Genomic DNA, 25997 nt, shown 5'->3' with positions numbered 1-25997 from the left:
GCGGTGTCGCAGGAGCAACGCGAAACGGGGAGCGGCGCCGCGCCTGGACAGGCCTCCATGTCCAGCGACCTCGTGGACACCCGCCGCTTCCAGCGCGCCGGCTCCCTGCTGCGCGAGGTCGTCTTCGAACTGGATGCCGCGGGCCGTCTGGTCCTGACATGCCTCGCCTGGGAGCGCCTGGTGGGCGCGCCCGCGGAGGCGTGGAAGGGCCGCCCGCTGGTGGACCTGTTCCATCCGGAGGACCGCGACCAGGCCCGCGCGCTCCTGCGCACGGCCGTCGCCCGCGTGGATTCCCCGGCGCGGTTGGAGCTGCGGCTCGCGAGTGGCACGCAGCCCCGCTGGGTGGAGGTGTCCGCGACGGGCGATCCGGAGCGCCTGGGCGGTGTGTTGGGCACGCTGGTGGACGTCACCCCGCGCAGGCTCGCGGAGGAAGCCGCCACCACGCGCGAGCGCTATCTGGGCGCCATGGTGGAGGTGCAGCGGCGGCTGCTCGCGCCGGAGGCCACGGGCGACCTGTACAACGCCATCCTGGAGCCGCTGGGCCTCGTGGCGGGGGCCAGCCGCGCCTACGTCTTCGAGTTCCACCGCGACGGCTCCGGCCGGATGCTCCAGTCCCAGCGCGCGGAGTGGGCCGCGCCCGGCGTGTCGCGTGAATTCGAGAGCGTGGGCACGCAGGCGTGGCCGGTGGACGAGGCCTTCCGGTTGAACCAGTGGGCGGAGCTCACGCGTGGAGAGCCGGTGCAGGGCCCGCCGGAGGCCTTCGGTGACGTCACGACGCCGGCGCTGGTGGCGCAGGGCATCCGCGCGCTGCTGGTGCTGCCCCTGACGGTGCACGGGGAGCTGTTCGGCTTCATCGGCTTCGACAACTGCGAGGAGCTCCGGCTGTGGTCGCCCGTGGAGCTGAAGCTGCTGTCCGGCGCCGCGGGCGCGCTGTCGCTGGCGCTGGAGCAGCACACCGCGGATGCGCTGCGCGTGCGCACGGAGGCCACGCTGCGCCGCACGGAGGCGGGCTTCCACCTGCTCATCGAAGGCTTCCCGGACCCCGTGGTGGTGCACACGACGGACGGCATGCTCCTGTCGGTGAACCCCGCCATGGCCCGCTACCTGGGCTACCAGGACTCCGCCGAGCTGCTGGGCCGGCACCTGCTGGGCCTGGTGCGGCGCGAGGACCAGGAAGTGGCGCGCCGCCATCTGGAAGAGGCGCAGGACGGGGGGCTCGCGGCGCGCTCGCACGAGGTGCCCCTGGTGCGCCGGGATGGCCAGGTGGTGAGCGCGGACCTGGTGACGCTGGGGGTGCTCTTCGACGGGGTGCCCGCGCGCGTCACCGTGGCGCGCGACTTCACCGAGCGCAAGAACATGCAGGCGCAGCTCATGCTGGGCGACCGGCTGGCGTCCATGGGCATGCTGGCCGCGGGCATCGCGCACGAACTGAACAACCCGCTGTCCTACGTGCTGTCCAACCTGGAGTTCCTGCACCGCGCGCTGGGCCCCATGCCCCGTCCCCTGGGGGCCGAGGAGTTGCTGGAGTACCAGCAGGTGCTGGACGACGCGCGCGAGGGCTCGGAGCGGATGCGCCAGATTGTGCGCCAGCTCAAGGTCTTCTCCCGCGTGGACGACGCGCACGACGAGCCGGTGGACGTGCACCGCGTGCTGGACTCCGTGACGCAGATGGCGGCCAGTGAAATCCGCCCGCGCGCCCGGCTGGTGAAGCAGTACGGCGACGTGCCGACGGTGCGCGCCAACGAGGGCAAGCTGTTCCAGGTGTTCCTCAACCTGGTCATCAACGCCGCGCACGCGATTCCGGAAGGCTCCACGGAGGAGCACGAGATCCGCCTCATCACCCGCGTGGACAGCGAAGGCCAGGTGGTGGTGGACGTGCGCGACACCGGCCGCGGTATCGCGCCGGAGCACCTGCGCCGCATCTTCGACCCCTTCTTCACCACCAAGGTGCCGGGCCAGGGCACCGGCCTGGGCCTGTCCATCTGCGACACCATCGTGCGCGCGCTGGGCGGCAGCATCAGCGTGGAGTCCGTTCCGGACCACGGCGCCACCTTCCGCGTGGCCCTGCACTCCGCCGTGCGCGGCGCCGGCACCTCCCCCGTGGTTTGAGTCCCACCGCCCGCGCGGGATGGGCGCCGGAACGACCGGGCCACGTCCCTGCGTGGAAGCAGGCCCCCGTGCCGCTGCCGCGAAGTGGACTGAAACCGCCGCGCTCCCGTGTTCGAGTGTGGTGCGTCGGACGGCCTGCCCCCGCGTGAGCTGCCTTCTTGGGTGCGATGGTCCACCCTGGGGCTTTGCATCGCGGTGAGGGAGAATCCCGCCCGATGACGCCTGCCCGAGGGCCCGCTGCCCGGACGGCCCTGGAGGATGTCATGCGCACGCTGACCGCTCGCCTTGCTCCCGTGCTCGGGTTGTTGCTGGGCACCCTGTTGGTGCTGGGACCGGGCCAGCCAGTGCTGGGGCCGACGGCGAGCGCGGCGACCTCCGTGACGGACGCGGACGCCTGCTCCGATTCCGCGACCTTCCTGATGGGTGCGGCGCGCTCCGACATCACCGGCCCCGCGGCGGAGGTGGGGATGATGGGCTACGCGCAGGTGGCGCAGAAGACGGAGGGCATCCACCTGCGGTTGTACTCGCGCGCGTTCGTCATCGCCTCGCCGTGCAACGGCCGCCGCGTGGCCGTCGTCAGCGCGGACCTGGGCGAGATGTTCCAGGCGGTGAAGCAGCAGGTGGTGGAGCGGCTGCGCGTGAAGCTGGGGGACGTGTACTCCGACGACAACGTGCTCCTGAGCGCCACGCACACGCACGCGGGGCCGGGCGGCTTCAGCCACTACACGCTCTACAACCTGACCACCTTCGGCTTCGTGCCGCAGAACTTCGAGGCCATCGTCTCCGGCATCGTGGACTCCATCCTGCGCGCCAACGCACGGCTGGCCGAGGGCTCGCTGCGCCTGTCCTCGGGCGACCTGCGCGGCGCGAGCGCCAACCGCTCCCCGGAGGCCTACCTGCGAAACCCCGAGTCCGAGCGCGCCCGCTACCCGGACAACGTGGACCCCCGGATGACGCTGCTCCGGTTCACACGCGCGGACGGTCACGAGGTGGGGCTCATCAACTGGTTCGCCGTGCACGGCACGTCCTTCGGCAACACCAACCCCCTCATCAGCGGCGACAACAAGGGACTGGCCTCGCGCTACTTCGAGGCGGGGGAAGGGGGCCTGCTTCCCGGCGGGCCGGACACCTTCGTCGCGGCCTTCGCCAACTCGAACGAGGGGGACGTCACCCCCAACATCCTGGGCGGCACGAACGGCGGCGGCGCGAACGACTTCGAGGATGTGGCCATTTCCGCGCGCAAGCAGTACGACTTCGCCGCGCACCTGTGGGCCACCGCCGCGATGCCGGTGCTGGGCGGCGTGGACTACCGGCACACCTACGTGAAGATGGACGCGGTGGATGTGGCGCCCGCGTTCACGGACGGCGCGCGCCGCCGCACGTGTCCGGCGTCCATCGGCGTGTCGATGTTGGCGGGTGCGGAGGACGGCCCCGGCTTCGGCGCGGAGGGCGCCACGTGCGAGTCCGTGCATGACTTGTGGAGCCAGTTCACCTGCTCGGTGGTCACCACGCCCTGTCAGGCGGAGAAGCCCATCGTGCTGGAGATGGGCGGCATGAAGCCCTATCCGTGGACGCCGGAGGTGCTGCCCCTGCAACTGGTGACGGTGGGCCCGCTGGCGCTGGTGGCCGTGCCCTTCGAGCTCACCACCATGGCGGGCCGGAGGCTGCGCGACACGGTGCTCGCGCAGTTGCAGGGCACGGGCGTGACGGACGTGGTCATCGCGGGGCTGTCCAACGCGTACTCAGGCTACGTGGCGACGCGTGACGAGTACGCGCGCCAGGACTACGAGGGCGCGTCCACGCACTTCGGCCCATGGACGCTGGCGGCGCTCCAGCAGTCCTTCACGGGGCTCGCAGGGGCGCTGCGTGACGGGACGCCGGTGCCACCGGGGCCCACGCCTCGGGATTTGCGCAAGGCGGTGGTGGGCTTGCAGCCCGGCGTGGTGTTCGACGACAAGCTGTTGTGGGTGGACTTCGGCGACGTCGCGGAGGAGGCGAAGCCCGCGTACGCGCGAGGCGACACGGCGAGCACCACCTTCTGGGCGGGGCATCCGCGCAATGACTTGAAGCTTGGCGGCACGTACCTGCGCGTGCAGCGGCGGCTGGCGGACGGGACGTGGCGGGACGTGGCGCACGACGGAGAAGGCGGCGCTCTGTACCACTGGCAGCGCGAGTACTGCGTGCCCACGCTCGCGTGCTCGCTGGTGCGCATCGACTGGCCCATTCCGGCGGACACGGCGCCGGGCACGTACCGGCTGGTGCACGAGGGCAACTGGAAGTCCGGCTGGGACGGGCGCGTGCACCCGTATTCGGGGAGCTCGCGCCCGTTCACCGTGAGGTAGCGGGCGTCAGTCGCAGGAGCCGTCGGCGTTGCACTTCTTGTCGCACTTCTGGCACGACAGTCCGCCCTTGCCGCACTGGTTCCTGTCCCTGCCGTCAAGGCAACTGTTGCCATCGCAGCAGCCCGCGCAGGTGGACGGGTCGCAGCGACACACGCCGTCCATGCACGCGAGTCCCGGGCCGCACGCGCCGCCGAAGCCGCAGATGCACCGGCCCGCGATGCACGCCCCCGCGTTGGCGCCGCACGCCGGACCGTTGCCGCAACCGCAGGTGCCCTGGGCGGTGCAGGAGTCGGCCTTGAGGTCGGAGCAATCCGAGCACGCCACGCCTCCCTTGCCGCAGGTGCGGAAGGTAGCGCTGGTGCATACGCCGGCGCGGCAGCAGCCGTCCTTGCAGTCCACGCAGAAGGTGCCCGTGCCGCCGTCCGGATTCGTCCCGGAGGCAAGGTGCACGGTGACCTCCACCTCGTAGCCGTCGCGCACGGTGGCGCTGGCCTCGCCGGTGGCGAGCACGGTGCCATTGCGCAGACCCTCCACGCGCACGGTGGCCTGGGCGCCGTTGGCGGCGTCGGTCAGCAGGACGCGGAAGGTCTCGCCGCTCTGGAGGGTGCGGTCCGCGGCCTCGGGGAGCATCGAGGCGGGCACGTCCATGCCGCCCGCCACGGTGCCGGAGACGCGCAGTTGGGTGAGGTTCAGCGAGGGCTCGAACTCGGTGGTGACGAAGAGCGCGGTGCCCGCGGCGGCGGCCGGGTCGCGGCAGGCGGCGAGCGCCACCAGCGACAGCAGGCCACTGGCCAGGAGGAGGCGGACGAAGGCCCGGCCGGGTGTTGCTCCTACGATGATCATGATGGCGCGCAGGGTAGCGGCTTCCCGCCACGACGTGAAACGCGCATCGGGGACGGGAGGCCGGGCGTTGAGCAGCGGACGCTCATACGCGGTGTCCGGTGCGCCCTTCGCCGGTGCTTCTCGCATGGCGTCGGACGCGGGAAGGCCGCAGCATGGGAACGCGCGCGAGGAGGCGGCAACGGCATGGTGGTCATCGTCATGGGCGTTTCGGGCACCGGGAAGTCCACGGTGGGCAGGGCGCTCGCGGACCAGTTGGGGTGGACCTTCGAGGACGCGGACGACCTGCATTCGGCGGAGAACCGTCGGAAGATGGCCGCGGGCACCCCGCTGACGGACGCGGACCGGCAGCCCTGGCTGGTGCTCCTGCGCGCGCGGATGGAGAAGGCGCACGCGCACGAGGAGCCCCTGGTGCTGGCGTTCTCCGCGCTCAAGCGCACCTACCGCGAGCAGCTCACGGTGGACGCGGCGCGCGAGCGCTGGGTGTACCTGCACGCTCCCGCGGAGGTCATCCAGGCCCGGCTCCAGCGCCGCGTGGGCCACTTCATGCCGGCCGCGCTGCTGGTCAGCCAACTGGCCGCGATGGAGCCGCCCGAGGACGCGCTCTCCGTGGACGTGACGCCCCCTCCGGACGTGGTGGTGGCGCGCATCGTTGACGGGCTGGGCCTGGAGCCTGGCGCGAAGCGCGAGTAGCCCGCTTCAGGGCACCGGGTGTTCGACGGTGGCGCCCAGGCGCTCCAGCAGCTCGCGGTACCACGCGAAGGCGCTGGTGCTCCGGCCCGCCAACTCCTTCGTGCCCCACAGCAGCGTGAGGGTGCGGCGCGTGGAGCCATCCGTCTTGGTGCGCTGGGCGTCCTTCACCGCGTTGGCACAAGGCCCGGCCGCGTCGAAGAGACACAGCAGGCCTTCCAGGTCGATCTCCTGACCGGAGGCGTTGAAGACGTAGCGGTCGCCCTGGATGGCGGTGGCCACGCGGAAGGGCGCCTGCGCTCGGTCCAGGTCCACCACGCTGATGGGCAGTCCGCTGTGCAGCGACACGGCGTTGCACGCGTCCACCGCGGCGTTGATGGTGGAGAGCGAGCCGTCCCCGGACGCGCGCACCAGGTATTCGGAGGCGGGCTTGCCCCGGCCGGTGGGCTTGTAGCCGCCGTGGCGGAGCAGGTCCCGCACGGCGCCGCGCACGGCGTCGTCGCTCTGGAAGGGAGCGGTGGCGCCGGGCTTGAGGAGGGCCTGGAGCCACTCGGGCGCGGGCAGGTCTCCCAGGGGGGCGGGAAAGGTGGACGTGAAGGCGACGAGGTCGAGGAGGGGATGGGTGTCGACGGTCAGCACGGCGCCACTCTATGCTTTGGGGCAACCCCTATGCCTACGCTCATCCCCAAGCCCATCCGCGTGACGGCGGTGGGCAACAAGCCGAAGCTCATCGACGAATATGTGGGTCGGATGAACTCCAAGACGCAGAACATCAGCGTCGCGCACATGCGCAGCCCGGGTGGGTGGGAGGAGCCGGGGCAGACCCCCGAGTTCCGAGAAATCACCCTGGTGCTCGCGGGCACGCTGCGGGTGGAGCACAAGGGAGGGGTGATGGACGTGCACGCCGGCCAGACGGTGGTGTGCGAGCCGGGCGAGTGGGTCCGCTACAGCACCCCCGAAGAGGAGGGCGCGGAGTACGTGGCCATCTGCACCCCGGCGTTCTCCCCGGGCACCGTGCACCGGGACTCCTGAGGGCGCAGGCGCTGGCGTTCCAAGGAGGGCGGAATCCCGGACGGGGGCCTGCCTGCCTGGATGGGTGCAAGGAGTCGGGGGCGTGGGGGGTTCGGAAGCATCCCCCTGGGGGGCGGGCCGTGGCATAAGGGCGCGCCGCCTGATTCCCGGGCCCTTTCGGTACGCACATGATCCGTCTCGACAACATCGGTAAGCAGCACGGGCAGCAGCTCCTCTTCGTGGAGGCGTCGGCTGCGCTCCACAAGGGTGAGAAGGTGGGCCTCGTTGGCCCGAACGGCGCGGGCAAGACGACGCTGTTCCGGATGATGACCGGCCAGGAGTACCCGGACGAAGGACAGGTCTCCATCGACCGGGGCGTCACCATTGGCTACTTCAGCCAGGACGTCGGTGAGATGGCCGGCCGCAGCGCGGTGTCCGAGGTGATGGACGGCGCGGGCCCGGTCAGCACCGTCGCGGCGGAGATGAAGCAGTTGGAAGCCGCCATGGGGGACCCCGACCAGGCGGACAACATGGAGAAGCTCGTCGAGCGCTACGGCATCGTGCAGGGCCGGTTCGAGGAGCTGGGCGGGTACGCGCTGGAGGGACGGGCGCGGGAGATTCTGGCGGGCCTCGGGTTCACCGAGGAGATGATGGACGGCGACGTCGGGGCGCTGTCCGGCGGTTGGAAGATGCGCGTGGCGCTGTCGCGCATCCTGCTGATGCGGCCGGACGCGATGTTCCTGGACGAGCCTTCCAACCACCTGGACCTGGAGTCGCTCATCTGGCTGGAGGGTTTCCTCAAGGGGTACGAGGGCGGCCTGCTGATGACGTCGCACGATCGCGAGTTCATGAACCGCATCGTGACGAAGGTGGTGGAGATCGACGGTGGCTCGCTGACGACGTACTCGGGCAACTACGATTTCTACGAAGGCCAGCGCGCGCAGAACGAAGCGCAGCAGCAGGCGCAGTACGAGCGTCAGCAGGCGATGCTCGCGAAGGAGATCAAGTTCATCGAACGGTTCAAGGCCCGCGCGTCGCATGCGGCGCAGGTGCAGAGCCGGGTGAAGAAGCTGGAGAAGATTGAGAAGGTGGAGCCGCCGAAGCGCCGCTCCACGGTGCTCTTCGAGTTCCAGCCGCCGCCGCGTTCAGGTGACGACGTGGTGAACCTGAAGAACGTCTACAAGGGCTACGGCAAGCGGACCATCTACGAAGGGTTGGACTTCCTCGTGCGGCGCGCGGAGCGCTGGGCGGTGATGGGCGTGAACGGCGCGGGCAAGTCCACGCTGCTCAAGCTGGTGACGGGCACCACGCAGCCGGACGACGGTTCGGTGGCGTTGGGCGGCAGCGTGAAGATGGGCTACTTCGCGCAGCACGCGATGGACCTGCTGGACGGCGAGAAGACGGTGTTCGAGTCGCTGTCGGATTCGTTCCCGCGCGCGGGCCAGGGTTCGCTGCGGGCGCTGGCGGGCTGCTTCGGCTTCAGCGGCGACGAGGTGGAGAAGAAGTGCCGGGTGCTGTCAGGCGGTGAGAAGGCGCGTCTGGTGATGGCACAGATGCTCTACGACCCGCCGAACTTCCTGGTGCTGGACGAGCCCACGAACCATTTGGACATGGGCACCAAGGAGATGCTGATCACGGCGCTGTCGCGCTACGAGGGCACGATGTTGTTCGTGTCCCACGACCGGCACTTCCTGGGAGCGCTGTCGAACCGCATCCTGGAGCTGACGCCAGACGGCATCCACAAGTACGGCGGTGGCTACACGGAGTACGTCGCGCGCACGGGCCAGGAAGCCCCCGGTCTGCGCAGCTGATTTGAAGGCCCGAGGGCCCCGTGTTGGACACGGGGCCCTGTGGGGAGAAGGCGGCTCGGTTGCAGGCCCAGCTCTTCTCCATCCACTCGCCGCAAACGGTATTTCCTGAGCATCGAGGCTGTGGCTCACCTCACCGGGCGCTGGGTTTGCGGACGAAGATATCGGGTCGTAGCGAAGCAATACCTCGTGCCTGCTGGCGCTGGTGCGAGGTCCAGGCCCGGGGCTCCACGCGCGGTGCGCCGCCGGTCCTGAAGGCCACCTCCAGAAGCAAGGCGGGCCTGCGACGCATGGGACCTGTCTCAAGCTCGGTAGCGAGGGCCGCCCCTGTGAAGGGCTGGCCTCGCAGATAGCGCCCCGCCGGGTCGAAGCGCCCGCGAGCTTCGGTCCACCACCGTGCCACCTCGTCGATGCGGGGCACCTTCTTCCTGTCCGTCACCGGGCCCGGTAGCGCGGAAGGGGCGAGCGCGAGGGCCACAGGTGGCGCGTCTTCATCCGCCTCCTCGTCGTCGGGCTCTGCTTCTTCCCAGAAGGGTTCGCCTGGAAGCAGTCCGGTGATGGCGGCGAAGCACTCCGCGGCGAGCGGCGTTCCGTTCCGCATCAACTCCTGGAATATCGCCTCCGCCGCCTGGAGCCGTCCGCTGAAGCCGAGCGCCCAGAGCCCCTCGTCACGCTGAGCGGGCTCCTCCAGAAGCGACACGAGGCTCTCCAGCTCACGGGGACCACCGGAAATCGCGGCCCCAAGCCGTGCCACGCGTCCGCCTTCACGCGCCGACACCCAGCGGTTGCACCGGTCCCACGCTTCCGGAAGGCCGAGGACGAGGGCCTCCTCCAATGCGGCTTCTCTCACGAGCGCGGAGCCATCCGAGAGACCCCGCAGCAGAAGCGGCGCGGCTTCGGACCGGGGGAGCAGGCCCACGAGCCGGACCTTCTCCGCGCGCACGCTGTCGTGCTCCTCCAAGGGGATGGCGTTCAGCGCGGTACCAGGATCCACCCCGAGGAACCGGAGGGCGGACAGGAGGCGGGCCTGCTGTGGCGACGCAAGCCGAGGCAGGAGCAGGAGCAGGGTGGGCGCCAGGTGACTGCCTCCGCGCAGCTCCACGGCCCGGAGGAGGGCGGAGGACTCGTCTTCGTTGGCCCGGAGCAACCGGTCGACAATGGCCTCCCGTCCCTCGGATCCTTCGAGTCCTGACAGCACGTAGGTCGCCACGCGGATCCACTCCACGTCGTCGCCGTCGAGCGCGGGAAGGAGGATGCGCCGCGCCACCGGAAGCCCTCCCAGCTCGAGCGCGTCCAGGTTCGCCACGAGGCGACGCTCGTTCCCTTGTTCCACGTCAGCCCATGGCAGGGCGGGAGCACCCAGGTCGTGCTCCCACTGCGTCCAGAGAAAGGCAGCCTCCTCCAGGTGCTGCTCCATCAACGCCCAGGGAATGGCCGGGCGCCTTCGGATGGGAGGTGGGCTCTCCTCCCATCCTGCTGTCATAGCGGCTCCTGGCAGCAAAGGCAGACCGCCTTCTCCGGCGACTTTTCTGGGGCGATGACCGGACCCTGCAAGAGGGGGGCGGGCGGGGTGTTCTTGTCGTTGTGAAGCATGGGGTCGAAGCTGCGCGCCACGCCTTTGCCTTCGAACTTCACGTCGAAGGAGTAGTTGACGAATTCCGCCTTGCCCTTGGTCTTTCCGGACGCGACCCCACCTCCCGCGGTGCCCGCTTCATCACCGGTGCTGGTGCTGAAGTTGGAGTCGGCCACACAGACAGGCTTTCCCTCCACGGAAACCTTCTGGGTCCCCTTGGCCGTGTCCGCCGAGCGGGCGATGTTTGGATAGGGGATGGGGATGGGGCCACCGGGGCTCGGTGTCTTGCATACATCCGGGAAGGCGATGGTGACGCCGTTCGTCTCCTGATGCACCACCGACAGCTTGTTCACGCCAACGCTCGTGCTCATCACTCCCCCAAAGGCGTGCAGTCCACGGACACAGGAACGCTAGCGCCGCGCTGGAGCAGCCTCAAGCGCCCGGAAGGGAATTCCTTTCAAAAGGGCTTCGTCCCTATAGTGCGACACCGAGCGCCCTTCGCGGGCCAAGGAGTCCCCATGACAGCCGGTGTCGAATACCTGTCGGCGAAAAAACTCCAGACGAAGGCCGCGACCCTTCGACAGAAGCTCATCGAAGACTCCTTCAAGAAGAAGAAGTTCACGGCGACGGCGAAGAAGTCCAAGGCCAAGAAGAAGAAGTCCGGGGCCGCGAAGAAGCAGCCCCATGCCAACAGCGTCCGGGAGCTGCGCGGGGTCCTCGCCAAGGACGCTCACTACGCCCAGAACGGTCATGACTACCTGCTGACCGATGGAGGCCGGAACAAGGTCTTCAAGAACTTCGACCTGGACTTCGCCCACAAGCATACGGGGGTGCCGAAGAAGCACCTGGAGGACTACAGGTTCCCTTCCCTCGACCTGGTGCAGAACTTCAACAAGGGGGCGCGGGACGTCACGAATCCCAGGAAGAAGGCAGGACAACGCTATCCGTACCTCTGGGAGGCGCACCACATCCTGCCCGGAAGCTCCTTCTACTATGAGGACGAGGTGGGCCCGTGCTTCGAGTTGTGGCAGCTCAGGCTCATCTTGCAGGGTGAGTACAATCTCAACCACGGTCACAACATCATCCCCCTGCCAGATGAGAGCTGGGCCGTTCCCATTCACCAGACGCCCCAGCATCCGAGCGACCACCCTGTCTACACCCAAGGGGTCATGACGGACTTGAGGAAGATCGCCCGGAACCTCGAAGAAGCACGTGACAAGGGCGCGCCGCATCCGGACCTCAAGGCGCTCGTCTTCGAGGAACTTCAGGAGCTTGAGGACAAGTTCTGGAAGGTCCTCACCTCGCTTGGGAGGCAGTTGGCCCAACACCACGTGAAGGGACGGAAGCTAGAGCGTGCGTGGGTCACCTACGGAACGAAGAAAAACCCCACGAAGTATGAGTGGGGCGCGTTGTACTGAATCGTTCAATGAGGCCTATGAAATACTGGATCCTGGATGGTGGGTCGAACGATGGGGCGCTTGTGGACGGCGGCTACCCCAAGAGCAAGATCAAGAACTGGCGGTACCATGCAGGCGAGCCACTGGCGAAGGAGTACCCTGAGGACGCTGCGGTCGGCTTCTCGAAGAAGTGGCCGGCCCGGCGGGAACTGAGGGACTTCCTCGACAACTCGGTCAGCATCCTCATCGTCTCCAGCCGCGTCCGAGCCATTCTTGAGAAGCTCAAGGCGAAGGACCTGGAGTTCCTTCCCCTCCTCGTCAAAGACCACAAGGGCAAGCCCGTTCCCCAGTCCTATTTCTTCTTGAACCCCCTGGGCGGTCAGGACGCGGTCGACGTGAAGGCATCCGACGTCGTCATGGACAAGCTATTCAAGGATCGGATTCGGCACTTCAACACACTGGTCCTGAATCCCAAGGGCATCGAGAAGGAGGCGAAGCTCTTCCGGTTGAGTCGCGCGAGAGATGTCATCCTGGTGGATGATTCGGTGCGCAAGACTTTTCAAAAAGAGGGCATCACCGGCTGTCGCTACTACAAAGCCGAAGGTTGGAACGGTCTCCCCATTGGCAACGAGGAGGGGTGAGCGTCCCAGGACGCTGTCGCTCACGTGCATGCGGGTCCGTTTGAAAGCGATGGGGCTGGCGACGTCCCTGGGGCCATTGGTCCCTGCGTGCGCGGCGTTCCGCGCGGGGTTGGGCAGGCCCTCTCCGGCTCCCGACTTCGATACATTCTTCCCTGGTGATGAAGAGCCCGGCACGCAGTCCATCCATGCGCTGGGTGCCGCCACGTATGGCTTTTCCGGGGTGGGACGACTCATCGCCATCCTGGCCGAGGCGCTGGTGGACCTCGCCTCGCGGCAGGACCTGTCCACGCTCGGTCCGGACACGGGGCTTTACGTGGCCCTGCCGGACCCCGAGGCGCGGGGCTTCACGACGGGGAAGGATGCCTCGCACGAGGATCCAGACACTCCTTCCGAGCGGGTTGCCCTGCTGGCGGAGCGGATCCTTTCGCCGGCGTTCGACGCCGTGGGGCTGCGTGGGTGGGACGGACCCGTGAGTATTTTTCTGGGAGGTCATGCGGGCTTTGCACAGGCGCTTGCCACCGCGGACGAGCACCTGCGCGGACGGCGTGTCCGTTCCGCGCTCGTCTGCTCCGTGGACAGTCTTTGTGGGCCCGCCACCCTGGAACTGCTCCAGGCCCAGGAGCGGCTCAAGAGTTCGGACAACCCCACCGGCCTGACGCCAGGAGAAGCGGGAGCGGCGCTCTTTCTGGAGCCCGTCCTTCACGACGTATCGGTGGGAGCCGAACGCCCGGTCTTCGTCCGCGCGGTGGTTCAGGAGCGCGATGTCACGTCGTTCGTGGAAGAGGGGGCGGACCCTTCGGACGGCAGGGCGCTGGCATCGTGTGTGCGCACGGCACTGGGACGCTTCGCGCCGGAGGCGTCTCCTCCCGTGCTGGTGTCAGATCATGACGGGCAGCATTCACGTGCCCACGAGTGGGGGATGCTGCGGTACCTCCTGGCGGAGGGCGACCCGCGCTTCGCGGAGTGCCCCGCCTGGATGCCGGCGATGAGCTTTGGCCATACCGGAGTGGCTTCCGGTGGGTTGGGGATCGCTACCGCGCTCAGGGCGCTGCAGCGGGGCTATTCGCCCTCACCCAGCATCCTCGTCCTTTCATCTTCGGACCCAGGTGAGCGGGCGGTCATCCACCTCGCCACGGAGTAGCCCGGTCCGCACTCACGACCGGGAGGTCACGCGTCGGGCGTTCGCGGCCTTCTTCGCTGGCGCTTTCTTCGCGGCGGCCTTCTTGCCCGGTGCCTTCTTCGCGACGGCCTTCTTCGCTGGAGCCGCTTGTCGCTTCTCCCAGCGCCGGAAGCGATTGACCCCGACCATGGCCAGGATGGGGCGCTCGCGTTCGTCCAGGTAACGGAAGGCGTCCTGCTCCTCGGTGAGGGCCAGTTGCAGGCAGTACATCGCCATATCGGTGCCGGGCCGCTTGAGGTCCTTCACCCACGCGTCGATGACCCGAGGGTGCGAATTCAACACGGGCAGGTAGCGTTCTTCATGGGGGATGAGCACGCCACGTTCCCCCGAGCGGGCGGAAACCAGGCAGGGCTTACGTTCAGCCAGAACACGAGCGACGATGTGACCCGGAGATTCCTGCAAGCAGTTGGCCTCGAACATGAGGGCAATCTACCCTGACTCCAGGACCCCATGCCCAAGCTCATGTCACTGCGCACCGATGCCGCCTCCGCGCTGGGAGAAAGCCTCGAGGCCTTCCAGCCTTCAGCCGACCGGAGCACGTTGCTCATGGAAGGGGAGTCCATCGTCCTGAGCCTTCACCTCATCGCCACGGCCACGTTGTTGGTGGATGGCAATGCGCAGGGGTTCTTCCTCAATCTCTGCCGGATGGCGGAGAACTGGCGCCGGCTCATCCTCCTGCTGCGCTCACGTGAACTCGTTCCACCCTCGGTGAGGAGGACGGCTCCACTGCTGGCCGCGCTCGCCGCGGGCCATTTCCAGCTCGCGGATGCGCTCGCCGTCACCGCGGCCACGCCACACCAGCAGGATGACTACGAGGATGAGTACCTCTGGGCCTGCATCCTCCAGGCGTTCGCGCGACAGGCGCCGCCCGTTACCGGGATGCTGGAGCCATTGCTGGACCGGCTGGAGGCGGTCGGGACGGAGGAGTACGCGCCTCTTTGCGGTATCGCGCGGGCGCTGCTGGCACGGGATGCTTCGCGCTTCGCCCGGAACTTCGAGGCTGCGCGCCTGGAGTACCAGTCGTTCGCGGAGAAGCGTGCCCGCGCATTCGACACGGCGGTGACCGGGTTCGCGCCCCACCGCTTCCTGTGGCTGGAGGGGCTGGCCCTGCTTCGCCTGTCCGAGCGCGCTGGCATCGCTCCGGAGGACACCGACTTCCAATTCTGCCCGCCGCTGGCCCGCCTGCCGATGACCGTGCTCTATCTGAATGACTGGGTCATCCCCGGCACTGCACTGGGGTAGTGCTATTCCCCGTCCTCGTCGTCCTCCGGTGGAACGAAGCCCCAGCGCCGTGACCCTTCGCATTCGAGCCGGAGGTGACGCAACTCCAAGGGTTCGCGCCGCAGTGCGAGCAGGCCGCGCCAGAGCAGCGTCAGCTTCATCGCATCCGTGTCGATGATGAGCGTGTCCAACCGTGTTTCAAGCTCCATGTCCTCCAACCCGCCTCGTCTCTGGACGAAGACTCGGGGTGGTTCCAGCCCAGGCAGTTGAAACGACATGACCCCTTGAGGCGTGGCGTTGATGACGCGCACGGGCTCGTTTCCCCGCAGGTAGCCATTGGCAATCAGTCCGGGGGAGGCGGCGTTGAGGAAGCGCCGGTCGAAGTCACGAGGCAGCCTGGGCTTGCGGTCCCGTGTCCAGGCCGCGTCATACGTGCCGGCGAACGCGGCCCGTGGTTGCCACTCCGCTCCGATGAAGCCGAACCCCGCGGGTGGAGGGCGGTGTCCCCACCCCCGAAGCGGCTCGGCCGGGTCTTCCAGATTGGGCAGGCGCTCCCCTTCCTCGAAGGGACGGCCGGGAATCCGGAACCCGAGGCCCACGGGATTGCGTGGTTCGAACTGGGGCTGCTCCGGGCGGGACCGGTCCCAGCCTCCAAATGCCCGTTCGTAGCGCAAGGGAATGCGTTCGAAGGGGAGGGGACGGGTCATCTCCACCGAGCCCAGGTTCTTGAACCACGACCGCTCCCCCACCACCTTCACATCCTTGCGCAGCGCCCCCACCTGAAGAGAGACCTCCAGTTCGCGCGTCCCTGGCCTGGGCGCGTGAGCGTGGCCCACCAGCGCAACGTCCGTGGCGGTCTTGAAGAAGGCGCCCTCGGGCTCGTAGCGGTAGCTCGAAGTGTCTGTTTCCTCCCAACGCTCTCCCTGGGGGCACAGCGGCGTTTGCTGGGGTGCCAGCTTCAGTGCGCCGCTGGCACCCAACAGGAAGGTGGCTTTCACCACCGGCACGAGCAGGGGACGCGTCTCCTCGTCCGCAAGGAAGAGTGGCTCGAAGACAAAGGGCGTGCGGTTCTGGATGACGGGATGCCCCATCCCCCTGTTCTACCGCGATCGCTTGCGCGCTGCTTTCAGGAACTCCCTACTCGAACAGCTTGCTCGCGAGCCGCGCCAGTCGCTGCGCCTTGCCCCGGTAGGGTGGGAAGAAGAGGTTGGTGAACGCCGTGCGTCCCTGGCGCACCACCGCGCGCTCGTGGCTGAACGCCTTGAAGCCCGTCTCCCCATGGTACGCGCCCACGCCGCTCTGCCCGATGCCGCCGAAGGGCAGGTGCGGGTTCACGTTGTGCAACACCACGTTGTTCACCACCATGCCGCCCGCGCTCGTCTCCTTCAACAGACGCTCCACGGTCGCCTCGTCCTGGCTGAACACATACATCGCCAGCGGCTTTCCTCCCGCGCGCACCTGCGTCACCACCTCGTCCAGGGACTCGAAGCGCAGCACCGGCAACAGCGGCCCGAAAATCTCCTCCTCCATCACCGGCGCCTCCGGCGACACATCCGCCAGCACCGTGGGCGCGATGTAGCGCGTCTCCGCGTGCACGCCGCCCCCCGCCACCACCCGCGCGCCCCCCGCCACTGTTCGGTCCAACAGCCCGCGCACCCGCTGAAACGCCCCGTCATCCACCATCCGGCAGAAGTCCGGCGTCGCCCGCCGTGCCTCCTCCGTCTTCCCGTAGAAGCGCTCCAGCGCGGCCTTCAGCCCCGCGAGCAGCGCCTCCTCCTTCGACGCGTGCACCCAGACGTGGTCCGGCGCGATGCACGTCTGCCCCGCGTTGAGGAACTTGCCCCACACAATCCGCTCCGCCGCCGTGTCCACGTCCGCTGACGCATCCACGATGACCGGCGACTTCCCACCCAGCTCCAGCGTCACCCCCGCCAGGTGCCGCGCCGCCGCCTCCATCACCCGCCGGCCCACGCGCGGGCCTCCGGTGAAGAAGAAGTGGTCGAACGGCAGCCGCAACAGCGCCTCGCCCACCTCCGGCCCGCCCTCCACCAGCGCCACCTCGTCCGCCGGGAACACATCCCGCAGCAGCTGTGCCAGGAAGCGCGCCGTGCCCGGCGTCTTCTCACTCGGCTTGCACAAGACGGCATTGCCCGCCGCCACCGCCGCCACCAGCGGCGACACCAGCAGGTGGAACGGGTAGTTCCACGGCGCCAATATCAGCACCACGCCCTTGGGCTCCGGGTGCACTTCGCTCTTCGTTCCCGCGAGCAAGAGCGGCGCCCCCACCTTGCGCGGCTTCATCCACGCCTTCAGGTGCTTCTGCACGTGCGCCAGCTCCAGCAGCACGGGGAGGATCTCCGTCGCCTCCACCTCCGCCGCCGGCTTTTGGAAGTCCTCGTGCAGCGCGTCTGCCAGCTCCTCACGCCGCTCCAACAGCAGCGCCTTGAGCTTCTCCAGCCGCGCCAGGCGCTCCTTGGGCCCCGTCTTCGCCAACTCCCACCGGCGCGCCTGCAGGCGGTCGAACACCTCCTGCAGGTGGCCGGGGACCAGGGCCTCTTCCACTGACACCACGCGCATGCCGGCTCCTCTTTCCCTCATCAGGCCCACCCTGCCGGGTGAACACCCCGCGCGCCGGCGAATTGCCTACTCCAGCATCCGGGTCGCGCGGGAGGCCCATTCCTGGGGCTTTCCCCGATACGGCGGGAAGAACACCGACGCCAGCGACTTCATCCACTGGACCATCACCGCCCGCTCATGGCTGAAGGTCTTGAACCCGTAGTGCCCATGGTAGTTCCCCAGCCCGCTCATCCCCACCCCGCCAAACGGCAGGTTCGGGTTCGCCACGTGGATGAGCACGTTGTTCACCACCACCCCGCCCGACGTCGTGTGCTGGAGCACCTCCTCCACCACCTTCGAGTCCTGCGCGAACACGTACAGCGCCAAAGGCTTCCCGCCTTCGTTGATGTGGGCGTAGATCTCCTCGCGCCGCTCGTATGTCAGCACCGGCAACACCGGCCCGAAGATCTCCCCCTCCATGATGGGCATCGCCTTCGTCACCCCGGACAACACCGTCGGGGAGATGTACCGCGACGGCCCGTCCGCCGTGCCGCCCGCCTCCACCCTCGCCCCCGCGGCGACCGTGCGGTCCAACACCTCCTTGAGCCGCTTCCAGGCCGCCGGGTCCACCACCCGCGCGAAGTCCGGGCTCGCCTGCCGCTCCGCCTCCGTCGTCCCGTAGAAGCGCGTCAGCACCGTCTTGAGCGCCTCCAGGAACGCCTGCTGCTTCGACGCCGGCACGTAGATGTAGTCCGGCGCCACGCACGTCTGGCCCGCGTTGACGAACTTGCCCCACGCAAGCGCCTCCGCCGTCGCCGCCAGGTTCGCCGATTCATCGATGATGACCGGCGACTTGCCGCCCAGCTCCAGCGTCACGCTGGACAGGTGCTTCGTCGCCGCCGCCATCACCTTGCGGCCGATGTTCGGGTTGCCCGTGAAGAAGAAGTGGTCGAACGGGTGCTGGAGCAGCGCCTCCGCCACGTCCGCGCCGCCCTCGAACGCCGCCACCTCGTTCTCCGGGAACACGTCCCGAGCCAGCTGCGCCAGGAAGCGCGACGTGTACGGCGTCTTCTCGCTGGGCTTGAACATCACCGCGTTGCCCGCCGCGATGGCCGCGATGAGCGGCGCCACCAGCAACTGGAACGGGTAGTTCCACGGCGACAGGATGAGCACCACGCCCTTGGCCTCGTAGCGCACGTGGCTGGACGCGCCCTTGAGCGTCAGCGGCGTCGCCACCCGCTTGGGCTTCATCCACCCCTTCAGGTGCTTCACCGTGTGGTTCAGCTCCTCCAGCGTCGGGTGGATCTCCGTCAGCTCCACCTCCACCGCCGGCTTGCGGAAGTCCTGGTGGATGGCCTCCGCCAACTGCGTGCGGCGCTGGATGATGGCCTCGCGCAGCTTGCGCAGCTTCGCGATGCGCTCCGCGGGCGTGCTGCGAGACAGGTTCCAGCGGTTCGCGCGCTGTGACTCGAACACCGCGCGGATGCGTTCAATCTCCGCCGAGGGCTTGGGAAGGAGGGACGCGACGGCTTCCAGCATGACGGGCTCCGTTTCAAACAGACATGTACCGCGGGTGGGTCAGCGGGCCTGGAGCCCGCGAAGAAGGTTGGTGATGGCCGCCGTCAGCTCGGCGGTGAAGTCCACGCGCAAGGGGGCCATGTGCGGCAGCGTCAGCACCTCGCGCGCTACCGGGGCGATGTCCGCCATCTGCCTCAGGCCCGTCACCAGCGCGTGCACGTGGCGGATGAGCTGCCCGGCGTCCTCGGCGGTGAGGAAGGGCAGGCGCTGCTGGAGGAGCCCCGCCGTTTCTCCCATGGAGATGAGCACGCGCTCCTTGAACCGCAGCGTCTGCTCCACCGTCACGTTCTGCTCCAACATCGTCTGCATCCGCGCGAGCAGCCGCGTGAAGGTCTCCTCGCCCTCCAGCGACCCGGCCACCGTGCGCGCCAGCGCTTCCCCCGTCCACGCCCCATCACCCTGCGCCAGCCGCTCGTTCAACTTCGCGAACCACGCCGTCAGCAGGTCATCCAGGAGCGCCAGGAACAGCGCCTCCTTCGTCGGGAAGTAGAGGAACACCGTCCCCTTGGCCAGGCGCACCCGCGCCGCCACGTCCGCCATCTTCACTTCGGCGAACGACGTGGCCTCGAACAGCGCCCGCGCCGCGTCCAGCAGCTCCCGCCGCCGCGCTTCCTTGTCCTCGTCCCGCCTGGCGCGCGGAGGAGCGAGGCGTCTGGGTTCGGATGGGCCCACCATCACCCGGAGTTAAATGACCACCGGTCATCCGTCAAGCTGACCGCCGGTCATTCATCCAGCGGCCAACGCTCGTGGGCGAAATGGCGCTGTGTGGTTGGGTGTGCGACGCTGGGCGACATCATGAGGCCCATCGACGCGGAGTTGCTGGCGGGCAGCGCGCTGTACCGGGAAGTGGTGCTGCGCAAGCTGGCCCACGCGCGGGAGTCGGTGTGGATCGCCACCGCCAACGTGAAAGCCATGTACGTGGAGGGGAAGGCGGGGAAGTTCGTGCCGCTCCTGGAGGTGCTGGACGGACTGGCGGCCAAGGGCGTCGCGCTCAGGCTCCTGCACGCGGAATTGCCCAGCCGGCCGTTCCGGGCCGCGTTCGACGCCCGGGCGCGACTGGTGAAGGGGGGGCTGGAGTTGAAGGTCTGCCCACGCGTGCACTTCAAGGCGGTGGTGGTGGACGGGGCCTGGGTCTACCTGGGCAGCGCGAACCTCACCGGCGCGGGGCTGGGCGCCAAGGGGGACGACGTCCGCAACTTCGAGATGGGCTTCGTCACGGAGGACTTCGACGTCATCGACCGGACGACGGCCCTTTTTGACGCGGTGTGGAATGGCGCGGAGTGTCGAGGGTGCCGGCTTCGCACGGTGTGTCCAGACCCCATCTTGCCCTCCGGCGTGGGACAGGCGAAGAAACAGGGTGGGAAGCAAGGCCGGGATGCAGTGAGACTGGGGCAGTCTCGGCGCTTGCGTCGTTGATGGGAGAGCACCGCATGAAGCCGTCCGCGAAGCGCCATCACGCATGTCCCCGCGCGCAACGCGCCTGGGGGGACTAGGCCCGGGTGGCGCTCTTCGGTTCCAAGGCGAACGGCGACGCGGGGAACGACGACCGTGGACGCCAGCTTCAGGTGAGGCGGCGCACCTACTGGTGGTGCGCGCTGTTCTTCACGCTGGGCTCCCTGGCGCACCCGCTGGTGTTGGGCGCGCCGCATCCGGCGTTCTTCCTGGTCCACCTGATGTGGTCCGCGGCGTTCGTCGTGCTGGGTGCGCTCGTGGGCGCCGGGTGGATCCGCGGCCAGGCGAGCGGCGTCGCGGCGGGCCTGGTGAGCCTGGTGGCGCTCACGCTGAGCGTCCACTTCACCGGCGGCCTGTCGAGCCCGCTGTATCCTTCCTTCTACACGGTGCCGCTGCTGGTCGCCGTCTTCACGCCGGGCCAGCGGCTGCCGGTGTGGTCCGCCATCGTGGGCACGTTGGTCGCGGTGGTGCTGATGACGACGTGGCAGTCCCACGCCCCATGGTCGGCGCTCCTCGGCCAGTCCATCAGCCTGGGCTTCACGTTCCTGGTGTCCGCGTACGGCGCGGAGACCTTCCGCCGGCTCCAGGCCGCGGAGCGGTCCGCGCACCTGGAGCGCGTGGAGGCCCTGCGCCAACTGGCGGACAGCGAGCTGCGCCGCGTGCGCGTGGAGCGCCAACGCGCGGAGGTGGAGCGGCTGGTGGTGGTGGGGCAGCTCGCCGCGGGCGTGGCCCACGAGGTGAACAACCCGCTCGCCTACGTGAAGTCGAACCTGCGCTACCTGGAAGAGGAGTGGGCGGAGGGCGTCCCCGCGGACCTGGAGGACGTGCGGCGCGTGCTGGAGGAGACGCAGCAGGGCGTGATGCGCATCCAGCAGATCGTCACCGACCTGCGCATGTTCTCACGCGATGAGCCCGGCGGCATGGAGTCCTGCGACGTCGCGGCGACGCTCGCCGAAGCCCAGCGGCTGGCGTCGGTGCGCCTGCGCAGCCTGGGCTTGGTGGAGCGCGACGTGACGCCCGACCTCGTCCCCGCGCGCGTCACGCCCCGTCACCTGGTGCAGGTGCTGGTGAACCTGCTCATCAACGCCGCCGACGCGCTGGAGTCCGTCCGCCCCAGCCGGCCCGCGCACGTGGTGCTGCGCGCGCGCATGGAGGACGGTCACGTGCGCGTGGAGGTGGAGGACAACGGTCCGGGCATCGCCGACGCCGTGCTGCCGCGCCTCTTCGAGCCCTTCTTCACCACCAAGCCGCCCGGACAAGGCACCGGCCTGGGACTGGCGCTGTGCCGCGAATACGTGGCGCGCGCCGGCGGAACGCTGGAGGCGGAGAACCGCGCGCAGGGCGGTGCGCGCTTCATCCTCCGACTGCCCGCGGCGGGCGCTGCCTCCCAGCCGCCGCGCCGGGAAGGGCCCGTCGCCGAGGGCACGGAGCCCGTGGCCGAGTAGCGCGCGGACGTCCTCCGGCTCATCTCTCTAGCGCGTGCGCGACCTGACCCAACAGGCGCAGGCGCGGGGAGTCCAGCTTGCGCACGGTGCGCATGAGGCGGCGCACTTCCGGACGCTCGCGGTACTCCGGCGGATCCTCCGCGAGCTGCGGCGCGCCGTCCTCGGCCACCGTCGCCGTCGCGCTCAACCCGAGCAGCACATCCGAGGAGCAGCTGAGCACCAGGCACAGCTTCCGCAACGTCCGGACGCTGGGCAGCATGTGGCCGCGCTCCAGCCGTCCGTAGACCTCGGTGGCGATGCCGACGCGCTCGGCCACATCGGCCTGCGTCAGTTCCAGCCGCTGCCGGGACGCGCGGACTGCGTTTCCAATGAGGGTGGCCAGTCGTTGTTCCATGGCGTCGAAAACCTGTCGAAAGAGGAGCTTCTCCCCCCGCTTTTGAGACGGAGAGGTGCCGGGGAGAAGTCGCTGCCTTGCGTGACCTCGTGAGACACAGATTACGAGTGGGGTCTGACATCTCCGGACGTGCGGACGAACGCCGCAAACCCGCGACAACTCGCGGTTTCCGCCGTTCCGGCGCGCTCGTTTCGCAAGGCTTCCCGGGTACTGTTTTCTTGTGCGATGCGAGCGTCGAACCGGGGTGGTAGGCGCGGGCGCGCGCTTCCCTCCCACGACGTCACGGGAAGGCCGTGCGGGGTCGCACGACCCGCGGGGTTGTTCCGCGTGGTTCTGGACGTTTTGAAGGGTCCGGGGAGACCGCGCGCTCCGGCAATCCAGCGCCGGAGCGGGTCCTTCACCGCGGACGTTGCGGCGGCGAACGCTTCAGCCTGCGTCGTCCACGGACGGCAGCGCGGCGCGCGCTTCGGCGTACTCGCGCACCATGCGCTCCACGACGGCGGCCGCGGGCAGCACGTCCTTGACGAAGGCCACGCCGTGGCCCGCGCTCCAGGTGTCCTTCCACGCCTTGCCCTGGCCCGCGCGGAAGCGCTCCAACGCGTTCTTGAGGAAGTTGCCGTGCACGCCCGTCACCTCCTTCGTGTACTCGAGGTCCTCCGGGCTCGCGTCCACCAGCGCCTGCTTGTAGTCGGGCGCGGCGCCGGCCTCCTCCGTCGCGAGGAAGCGCGTGCCCAGGTACGCGCCGTCCAGCCCCATGGCGAGCGTGGCGGCCAGATGACGCCCCGTGGAGAGCGCGCCCGCGAGCACCACCGGGATGCCCAGCTCCTGCTTGAGCCACGGGCCCAGCACCAGCGGGCTCAGGTGGCCCGCGTGGCCGCCCGCGCCGGAGCCCACCGCGACGAGCGCGTCCACGCCCGCCTTCGCGGCCTTCTCCGCGTGGCGCAGCGAAATCACGTCGCTCCACACCTTGCCGCCGTACGCGTGCACGCGCTCCACCACGGGCGTGGGGTCGCCCAGGCTGGTGATGACGAGCGGCACCTTGCGCTCCACCGTCGCGGCCATGTCCTCCTCCAGCCGCTCGGCCCACTTGAGGATGAGGTTCACGCCGAAGGGCACGTCCTTCGGGAACGTGGCGAGGAAGTCCCGGTACGCCTGCGCGGTCCGGTAGTTGAGCGACGGCACCGCGCCGATGGCGCCCGCGCGGCCGGCGGCCTCCAGCAGCGCCGCGTTGGACACCAGGAACATGGGGGCGGCGATGATGGGATAGCGGATGCCCAACATCCGGGTCACGGCGGTGTCGATGCGCGAAGGGGCCATGGGCGCATTGGAGCACGCGTGCGCGCGGGCGCGAGGCCGAAAAATCGGCCTGGGCGGCGTTGTCAATCGCAGCGTGTCTCCAGAGGGGAAAACCCCTGGTGTTTCCGTGGTTTACGTAGCACGTAGGGCTGACGTAAGGTGCGCCCCCCGGCCGAGGTCGGGAAAGCCGGGGGTTCCCTTCGGTGACGCGAACCGGGGAGCGCCGCCGAGCGTTTTTGCGGGGAGGCCAGACTCAACCGTGAGTGACGAGCGTCCGGACGCGCTGCTCAAGAGCGCACTCGAAAAGATCGTCTACTTCGAGGCCCGTGCGCAGCAGTTGCATGGGGAGCTGGCGAACGCGCGCGACGAACTGTCGCACCTCAAGGAAGACCTGTCGGAAGCGCACCAGCGTGAGCTGGACCTGCGTCGGGAACTGGCGGAGCTGGAGGTTCGCAGCGGCCGTGCCCTGGGCGAGCGCGAGGAGCTGACGCGGCTCAACCATGCGCTTCGCCTGGAGCGCAACCAGCTGATGGAGAAGCTGCTGGATGCCAGCCGGATCCATTCGTCCGGACAGTCGCGCAGCGCCTCCCTGGACGATGACGACGAGCTGGGGTTCGACCTGGCGTCGTTCATCTCGCAGCTTCGCAGCGAGGTGATCCTCCGCAACGACACGGTGCCCCCGGTGCGCACGCCCCTGCGCGGGCCCGCGGTGCCGCTCAAGGCGTCCGGGCCGATCGTCCCGTGGACGGACCGTCCCGCGCCGCCGATTCCGCAGCGGGCCTCCGCGGCCTTCGTTGCGGGGGACTCGGGACTGTCGCCGGTGGCGCGCGAGGCGCAGCGGCTGCAGAACGAGGGCCGGCTGCGGGTGAGTCCGGAGCAGATGGCGGAGTTGTCGGGCCACGCGGGCAGCCCCACGGACGAGACGCTGTTCGGGTTCTCGGTGCGGGAGTTGTCGGCGGCGGACGCGGCGGCGCGGGTTCGCGCGGCGGAGCGGCTGAAGGCGCTGGCGCACCCGGCGGCGGCGCCCGCGTTGGCGGCGGCGTTGCACGCGGAGACGGACGCGATGGCGCAGGTGGCGCTGCTCCAGGCGTTCGCGGGGCTGTGCCGGGAAGAGGGCGCTTCGGTGGTGTCGCCGCTGTTGTCCTCGCCGGTGCCGGAGGTGCGCATCGCGGCGCTCAAGGCGCTGCTGGTGCTGGCGCCCCGGGATGCGGCGCCGCATCTGGCGCAGGCGATGAAGGACTCGGACCGGTCGGTGCGCAGGCGCGCGTCGCTGCTGGCGCTGGGGCTGGAAGGGGAGACGGCGCGGCGGCTGGGCGAGGACGCCATCCACGATACGGACTCGGAGGTCCGCGCGCTGGCGGCGCTGGCGCTGGGCGCGGGTCGGGGTGAGAACGCGCGGGTGCTGCTGCTGGAGGCGCTGGATGATGGCGAGGCGCGCGTGCGCAAGGCGGCGGCGCAGAGCCTGTCGCGCATCCTCGGGCATGACGTGTCGGCGGTGGTCACGCTGGATGATGCGCACCGGCGCCGGGAGATCCGCCGGCTGGCGACGCTGCCCGTGAAGCCCGTGCGCGCGACGCTGGAAGTGAAGGCCGTGGTGCCCGTGAGTCTGGCGCCCGTGGTCGCGAGTGGCGCGCAGTCGGCGGGTGCCCCTCGGGCCGTGGGTGCCGCTCAGTCCGTGGGTGCTGTCGCGCCGCAAGCGGTTCACGTCCCGCCTCAGGCGGTGAACGTCGCACTGCAGGCGCACGCATCGCAGCAGGCGGTGCTGGATGCCGCGCAGCAGGCCTTGCAGATCGCGCAGGCGGCGAATGCGACGCAGCAGGCGAACGTGGATGCCGCGCAGGCCGCGGTGAGCGTCGCACGCCAGGCGGTGGCGAACGCTTCATCGCAGGCTGCCGTGAATGCCTCGCCGACAGCCCGGGCCTCGAACGATTCACGGTGGACGGTGGCCCCGATGGCCGCCGCCCCCGTGCTCGCGGTCGCCACCGTGGGCGTGTCCCGCGCCGCACCGTCCGTGATGCACGGGGCCGTGCCCGCGATGGCGGCGAACGGCGGGGCCGTATCCTTCTCCCCGGGTACGCCCCCGTCCCGCCCGGTCGCCTCCGTGCCGCCTCCTCCCGCTGCACCCGCCGTGCGCCGGACGCCCGTGCAGGCCGCGCTGGTGGCCATGGGCGCGCCTCCGCCCACCCGCATTCCGGCGCCTCCCGTCACGCCGCCGGTTCCCCCGCGTCGGGGTCCTTCTCCCGTGGAAGCGCTGTGTGGGGCGATGTTGCAGGAGGTGCGGGTCGCCGTCCGGGGACGCTCGCTCCCTGAGCTGACGACCGGGCTGTCCGCTCCCATGGAGCTGGCACAGGAGGCTGTTGCCCTGCTGGTGGCCCGAGGGGCCATCGTGCGAAGGGGGCACAAATACTTCGCCGCTTGAGGCAAGGTGCATCGGCCGGGCCTCACACGTCATCCGAAGGGTCGT

Annotated in this window: 23 protein-coding genes; 12 read left to right on the top strand and 11 right to left on the bottom strand. The window is 69.3% G+C overall.

Features of this window, described 5'->3' with window-relative positions; translation table 11 throughout:
- Positions 1–57: 57 nt before the first annotated feature.
- Both OV208_RS34795 and OV208_RS34790 read left to right on the top strand, forming a co-directional pair.
- Entirely contained in the window at positions 58–2109 is a 2052-nt protein-coding gene (locus OV208_RS34795) for an ATP-binding protein (RefSeq protein ID WP_267578235.1), read from the top strand.
- Between the two features lie 263 nt (positions 2110–2372).
- The gene (locus OV208_RS34790) at positions 2373–4451 is read left to right on the top strand and encodes a neutral/alkaline ceramidase (RefSeq protein ID WP_267578234.1); all 2079 of its coding nucleotides are present in this window, start codon (positions 2373–2375) and stop codon (positions 4449–4451) included.
- A 6-nt stretch (positions 4452–4457) separates the two neighbouring features.
- Here OV208_RS34790 and OV208_RS34785 read toward each other — a convergent pair whose 3' ends face one another.
- Positions 4458–5420: a hypothetical protein gene (locus tag OV208_RS34785; RefSeq protein WP_267578233.1), complete on the bottom strand. Its 963-nt coding sequence runs from the start codon at positions 5418–5420 to the stop codon at positions 4458–4460.
- A gap of 57 nt (positions 5421–5477) precedes the next feature.
- Here OV208_RS34785 and OV208_RS34780 point away from each other — a divergent pair, with 57 nt between their 5' ends.
- A complete protein-coding gene (locus OV208_RS34780) occupies positions 5478–5984 on the top strand; it encodes a gluconokinase (RefSeq protein ID WP_267578232.1) in 507 nt (168 codons plus the stop codon).
- Between the two features lie 6 nt (positions 5985–5990).
- Here OV208_RS34780 and OV208_RS34775 read toward each other — a convergent pair whose 3' ends face one another.
- On the bottom strand, positions 5991–6620 hold the full coding sequence (locus tag OV208_RS34775; protein WP_267578231.1) for a phenylalanine--tRNA ligase beta subunit-related protein: 630 nt from the start codon (positions 6618–6620) through the stop codon (positions 5991–5993).
- Positions 6621–6650: 30 nt separating this feature from the next.
- Here OV208_RS34775 and OV208_RS34770 point away from each other — a divergent pair, with 30 nt between their 5' ends.
- A complete protein-coding gene (locus OV208_RS34770) occupies positions 6651–7013 on the top strand; it encodes a cupin domain-containing protein (RefSeq protein ID WP_120544850.1) in 363 nt (120 codons plus the stop codon).
- 167 nt (positions 7014–7180) lie between these two features.
- The gene (locus tag OV208_RS34765) at positions 7181–8803 is read left to right on the top strand and encodes an ABC-F family ATP-binding cassette domain-containing protein (protein ID WP_120545679.1); all 1623 of its coding nucleotides are present in this window, start codon (positions 7181–7183) and stop codon (positions 8801–8803) included.
- A gap of 130 nt (positions 8804–8933) precedes the next feature.
- On the opposite strand, the gene OV208_RS34760 is transcribed toward OV208_RS34765, so the two are convergent.
- Both OV208_RS34760 and OV208_RS34755 read right to left on the bottom strand, forming a co-directional pair.
- The gene (locus OV208_RS34760; protein WP_267578525.1) at positions 8934–10217 is read right to left on the bottom strand and encodes a TIGR02270 family protein; all 1284 of its coding nucleotides are present in this window, start codon (positions 10215–10217) and stop codon (positions 8934–8936) included.
- A gap of 62 nt (positions 10218–10279) precedes the next feature.
- Positions 10280–10744, bottom strand: a complete 465-nt coding sequence (locus tag OV208_RS34755; protein WP_267578230.1) for a DUF4150 domain-containing protein — start codon at positions 10742–10744, stop codon at positions 10280–10282.
- Between the two features lie 147 nt (positions 10745–10891).
- Here OV208_RS34755 and OV208_RS34750 point away from each other — a divergent pair, with 147 nt between their 5' ends.
- From OV208_RS34750 to OV208_RS34740, 3 genes are read left to right on the top strand one after another with little or no spacing between them, the layout of a single operon-like run.
- Entirely contained in the window at positions 10892–11791 is a 900-nt protein-coding gene (locus tag OV208_RS34750; protein WP_267578229.1) for an AHH domain-containing protein, read from the top strand.
- 17 nt (positions 11792–11808) lie between these two features.
- A complete protein-coding gene (locus tag OV208_RS34745; RefSeq protein WP_267578228.1) occupies positions 11809–12411 on the top strand; it encodes an imm11 family protein in 603 nt (200 codons plus the stop codon).
- Positions 12412–12460: 49 nt separating this feature from the next.
- Positions 12461–13552, top strand: a complete 1092-nt coding sequence (locus tag OV208_RS34740) for a hypothetical protein (RefSeq protein ID WP_267578227.1) — start codon at positions 12461–12463, stop codon at positions 13550–13552.
- Positions 13553–13564: 12 nt separating this feature from the next.
- On the opposite strand, the gene OV208_RS34735 is transcribed toward OV208_RS34740, so the two are convergent.
- On the bottom strand, positions 13565–14011 hold the full coding sequence (locus OV208_RS34735) for a hypothetical protein (protein ID WP_267578226.1): 447 nt from the start codon (positions 14009–14011) through the stop codon (positions 13565–13567).
- A 30-nt stretch (positions 14012–14041) separates the two neighbouring features.
- Between OV208_RS34735 and OV208_RS34730 the strand changes: the two genes are divergently transcribed.
- The gene (locus OV208_RS34730) at positions 14042–14833 is read left to right on the top strand and encodes a hypothetical protein (RefSeq protein ID WP_267578225.1); all 792 of its coding nucleotides are present in this window, start codon (positions 14042–14044) and stop codon (positions 14831–14833) included.
- Positions 14834–14835: 2 nt separating this feature from the next.
- Here the strand turns inward: OV208_RS34730 and OV208_RS34725 are convergent, their stop codons facing one another.
- From OV208_RS34725 to OV208_RS34710, 4 genes are all read right to left on the bottom strand, one after another.
- Positions 14836–15903 carry a DUF2169 family type VI secretion system accessory protein gene (locus OV208_RS34725; RefSeq protein WP_267578224.1) on the bottom strand — a complete coding sequence of 356 codons (1068 nt, stop codon included), beginning with the start codon at positions 15901–15903 and terminating at the stop codon, positions 14836–14838.
- A 46-nt stretch (positions 15904–15949) separates the two neighbouring features.
- Positions 15950–17389 carry an aldehyde dehydrogenase family protein gene (locus tag OV208_RS34720; RefSeq protein WP_267578223.1) on the bottom strand — a complete coding sequence of 480 codons (1440 nt, stop codon included), beginning with the start codon at positions 17387–17389 and terminating at the stop codon, positions 15950–15952.
- Between the two features lie 66 nt (positions 17390–17455).
- Positions 17456–18907: an aldehyde dehydrogenase family protein gene (locus OV208_RS34715; protein WP_267578222.1), complete on the bottom strand. Its 1452-nt coding sequence runs from the start codon at positions 18905–18907 to the stop codon at positions 17456–17458.
- A 39-nt stretch (positions 18908–18946) separates the two neighbouring features.
- Positions 18947–19621, bottom strand: a complete 675-nt coding sequence (locus tag OV208_RS34710; RefSeq protein WP_267578221.1) for a TetR/AcrR family transcriptional regulator — start codon at positions 19619–19621, stop codon at positions 18947–18949.
- A 120-nt stretch (positions 19622–19741) separates the two neighbouring features.
- On the opposite strand from OV208_RS34710, the gene OV208_RS34705 reads away from it, so the two are divergent.
- Together OV208_RS34705 and OV208_RS34700 are read left to right on the top strand one after the other, a co-directional pair.
- On the top strand, positions 19742–20362 hold the full coding sequence (locus tag OV208_RS34705) for a phospholipase D-like domain-containing protein (RefSeq protein WP_267578220.1): 621 nt from the start codon (positions 19742–19744) through the stop codon (positions 20360–20362).
- Positions 20363–20445: 83 nt separating this feature from the next.
- Positions 20446–21843 carry a sensor histidine kinase gene (locus tag OV208_RS34700; RefSeq protein ID WP_267578219.1) on the top strand — a complete coding sequence of 466 codons (1398 nt, stop codon included), beginning with the start codon at positions 20446–20448 and terminating at the stop codon, positions 21841–21843.
- 19 nt (positions 21844–21862) lie between these two features.
- Here the strand turns inward: OV208_RS34700 and OV208_RS34695 are convergent, their stop codons facing one another.
- Positions 21863–22237: a helix-turn-helix transcriptional regulator gene (locus tag OV208_RS34695; protein ID WP_120537402.1), complete on the bottom strand. Its 375-nt coding sequence runs from the start codon at positions 22235–22237 to the stop codon at positions 21863–21865.
- Between the two features lie 426 nt (positions 22238–22663).
- Positions 22664–23554: an NAD(P)H-dependent flavin oxidoreductase gene (locus tag OV208_RS34690; protein WP_267578218.1), complete on the bottom strand. Its 891-nt coding sequence runs from the start codon at positions 23552–23554 to the stop codon at positions 22664–22666.
- A gap of 238 nt (positions 23555–23792) precedes the next feature.
- On the opposite strand from OV208_RS34690, the gene OV208_RS34685 reads away from it, so the two are divergent.
- Entirely contained in the window at positions 23793–25952 is a 2160-nt protein-coding gene (locus OV208_RS34685) for a HEAT repeat domain-containing protein (RefSeq protein ID WP_267578217.1), read from the top strand.
- Positions 25953–25997: the final 45 nt, after the last annotated feature.

The sequence above is a fragment of the Corallococcus sp. bb12-1 genome, from assembly GCF_026626765.1.
In the GTDB taxonomy this organism is placed as follows: Bacteria; Myxococcota; Myxococcia; order Myxococcales; family Myxococcaceae; genus Corallococcus; species Corallococcus terminator.
The sequence above is the reverse complement of the archived record's forward strand: the minus strand, read 5'-3'. Positions and strand labels throughout refer to the sequence as shown.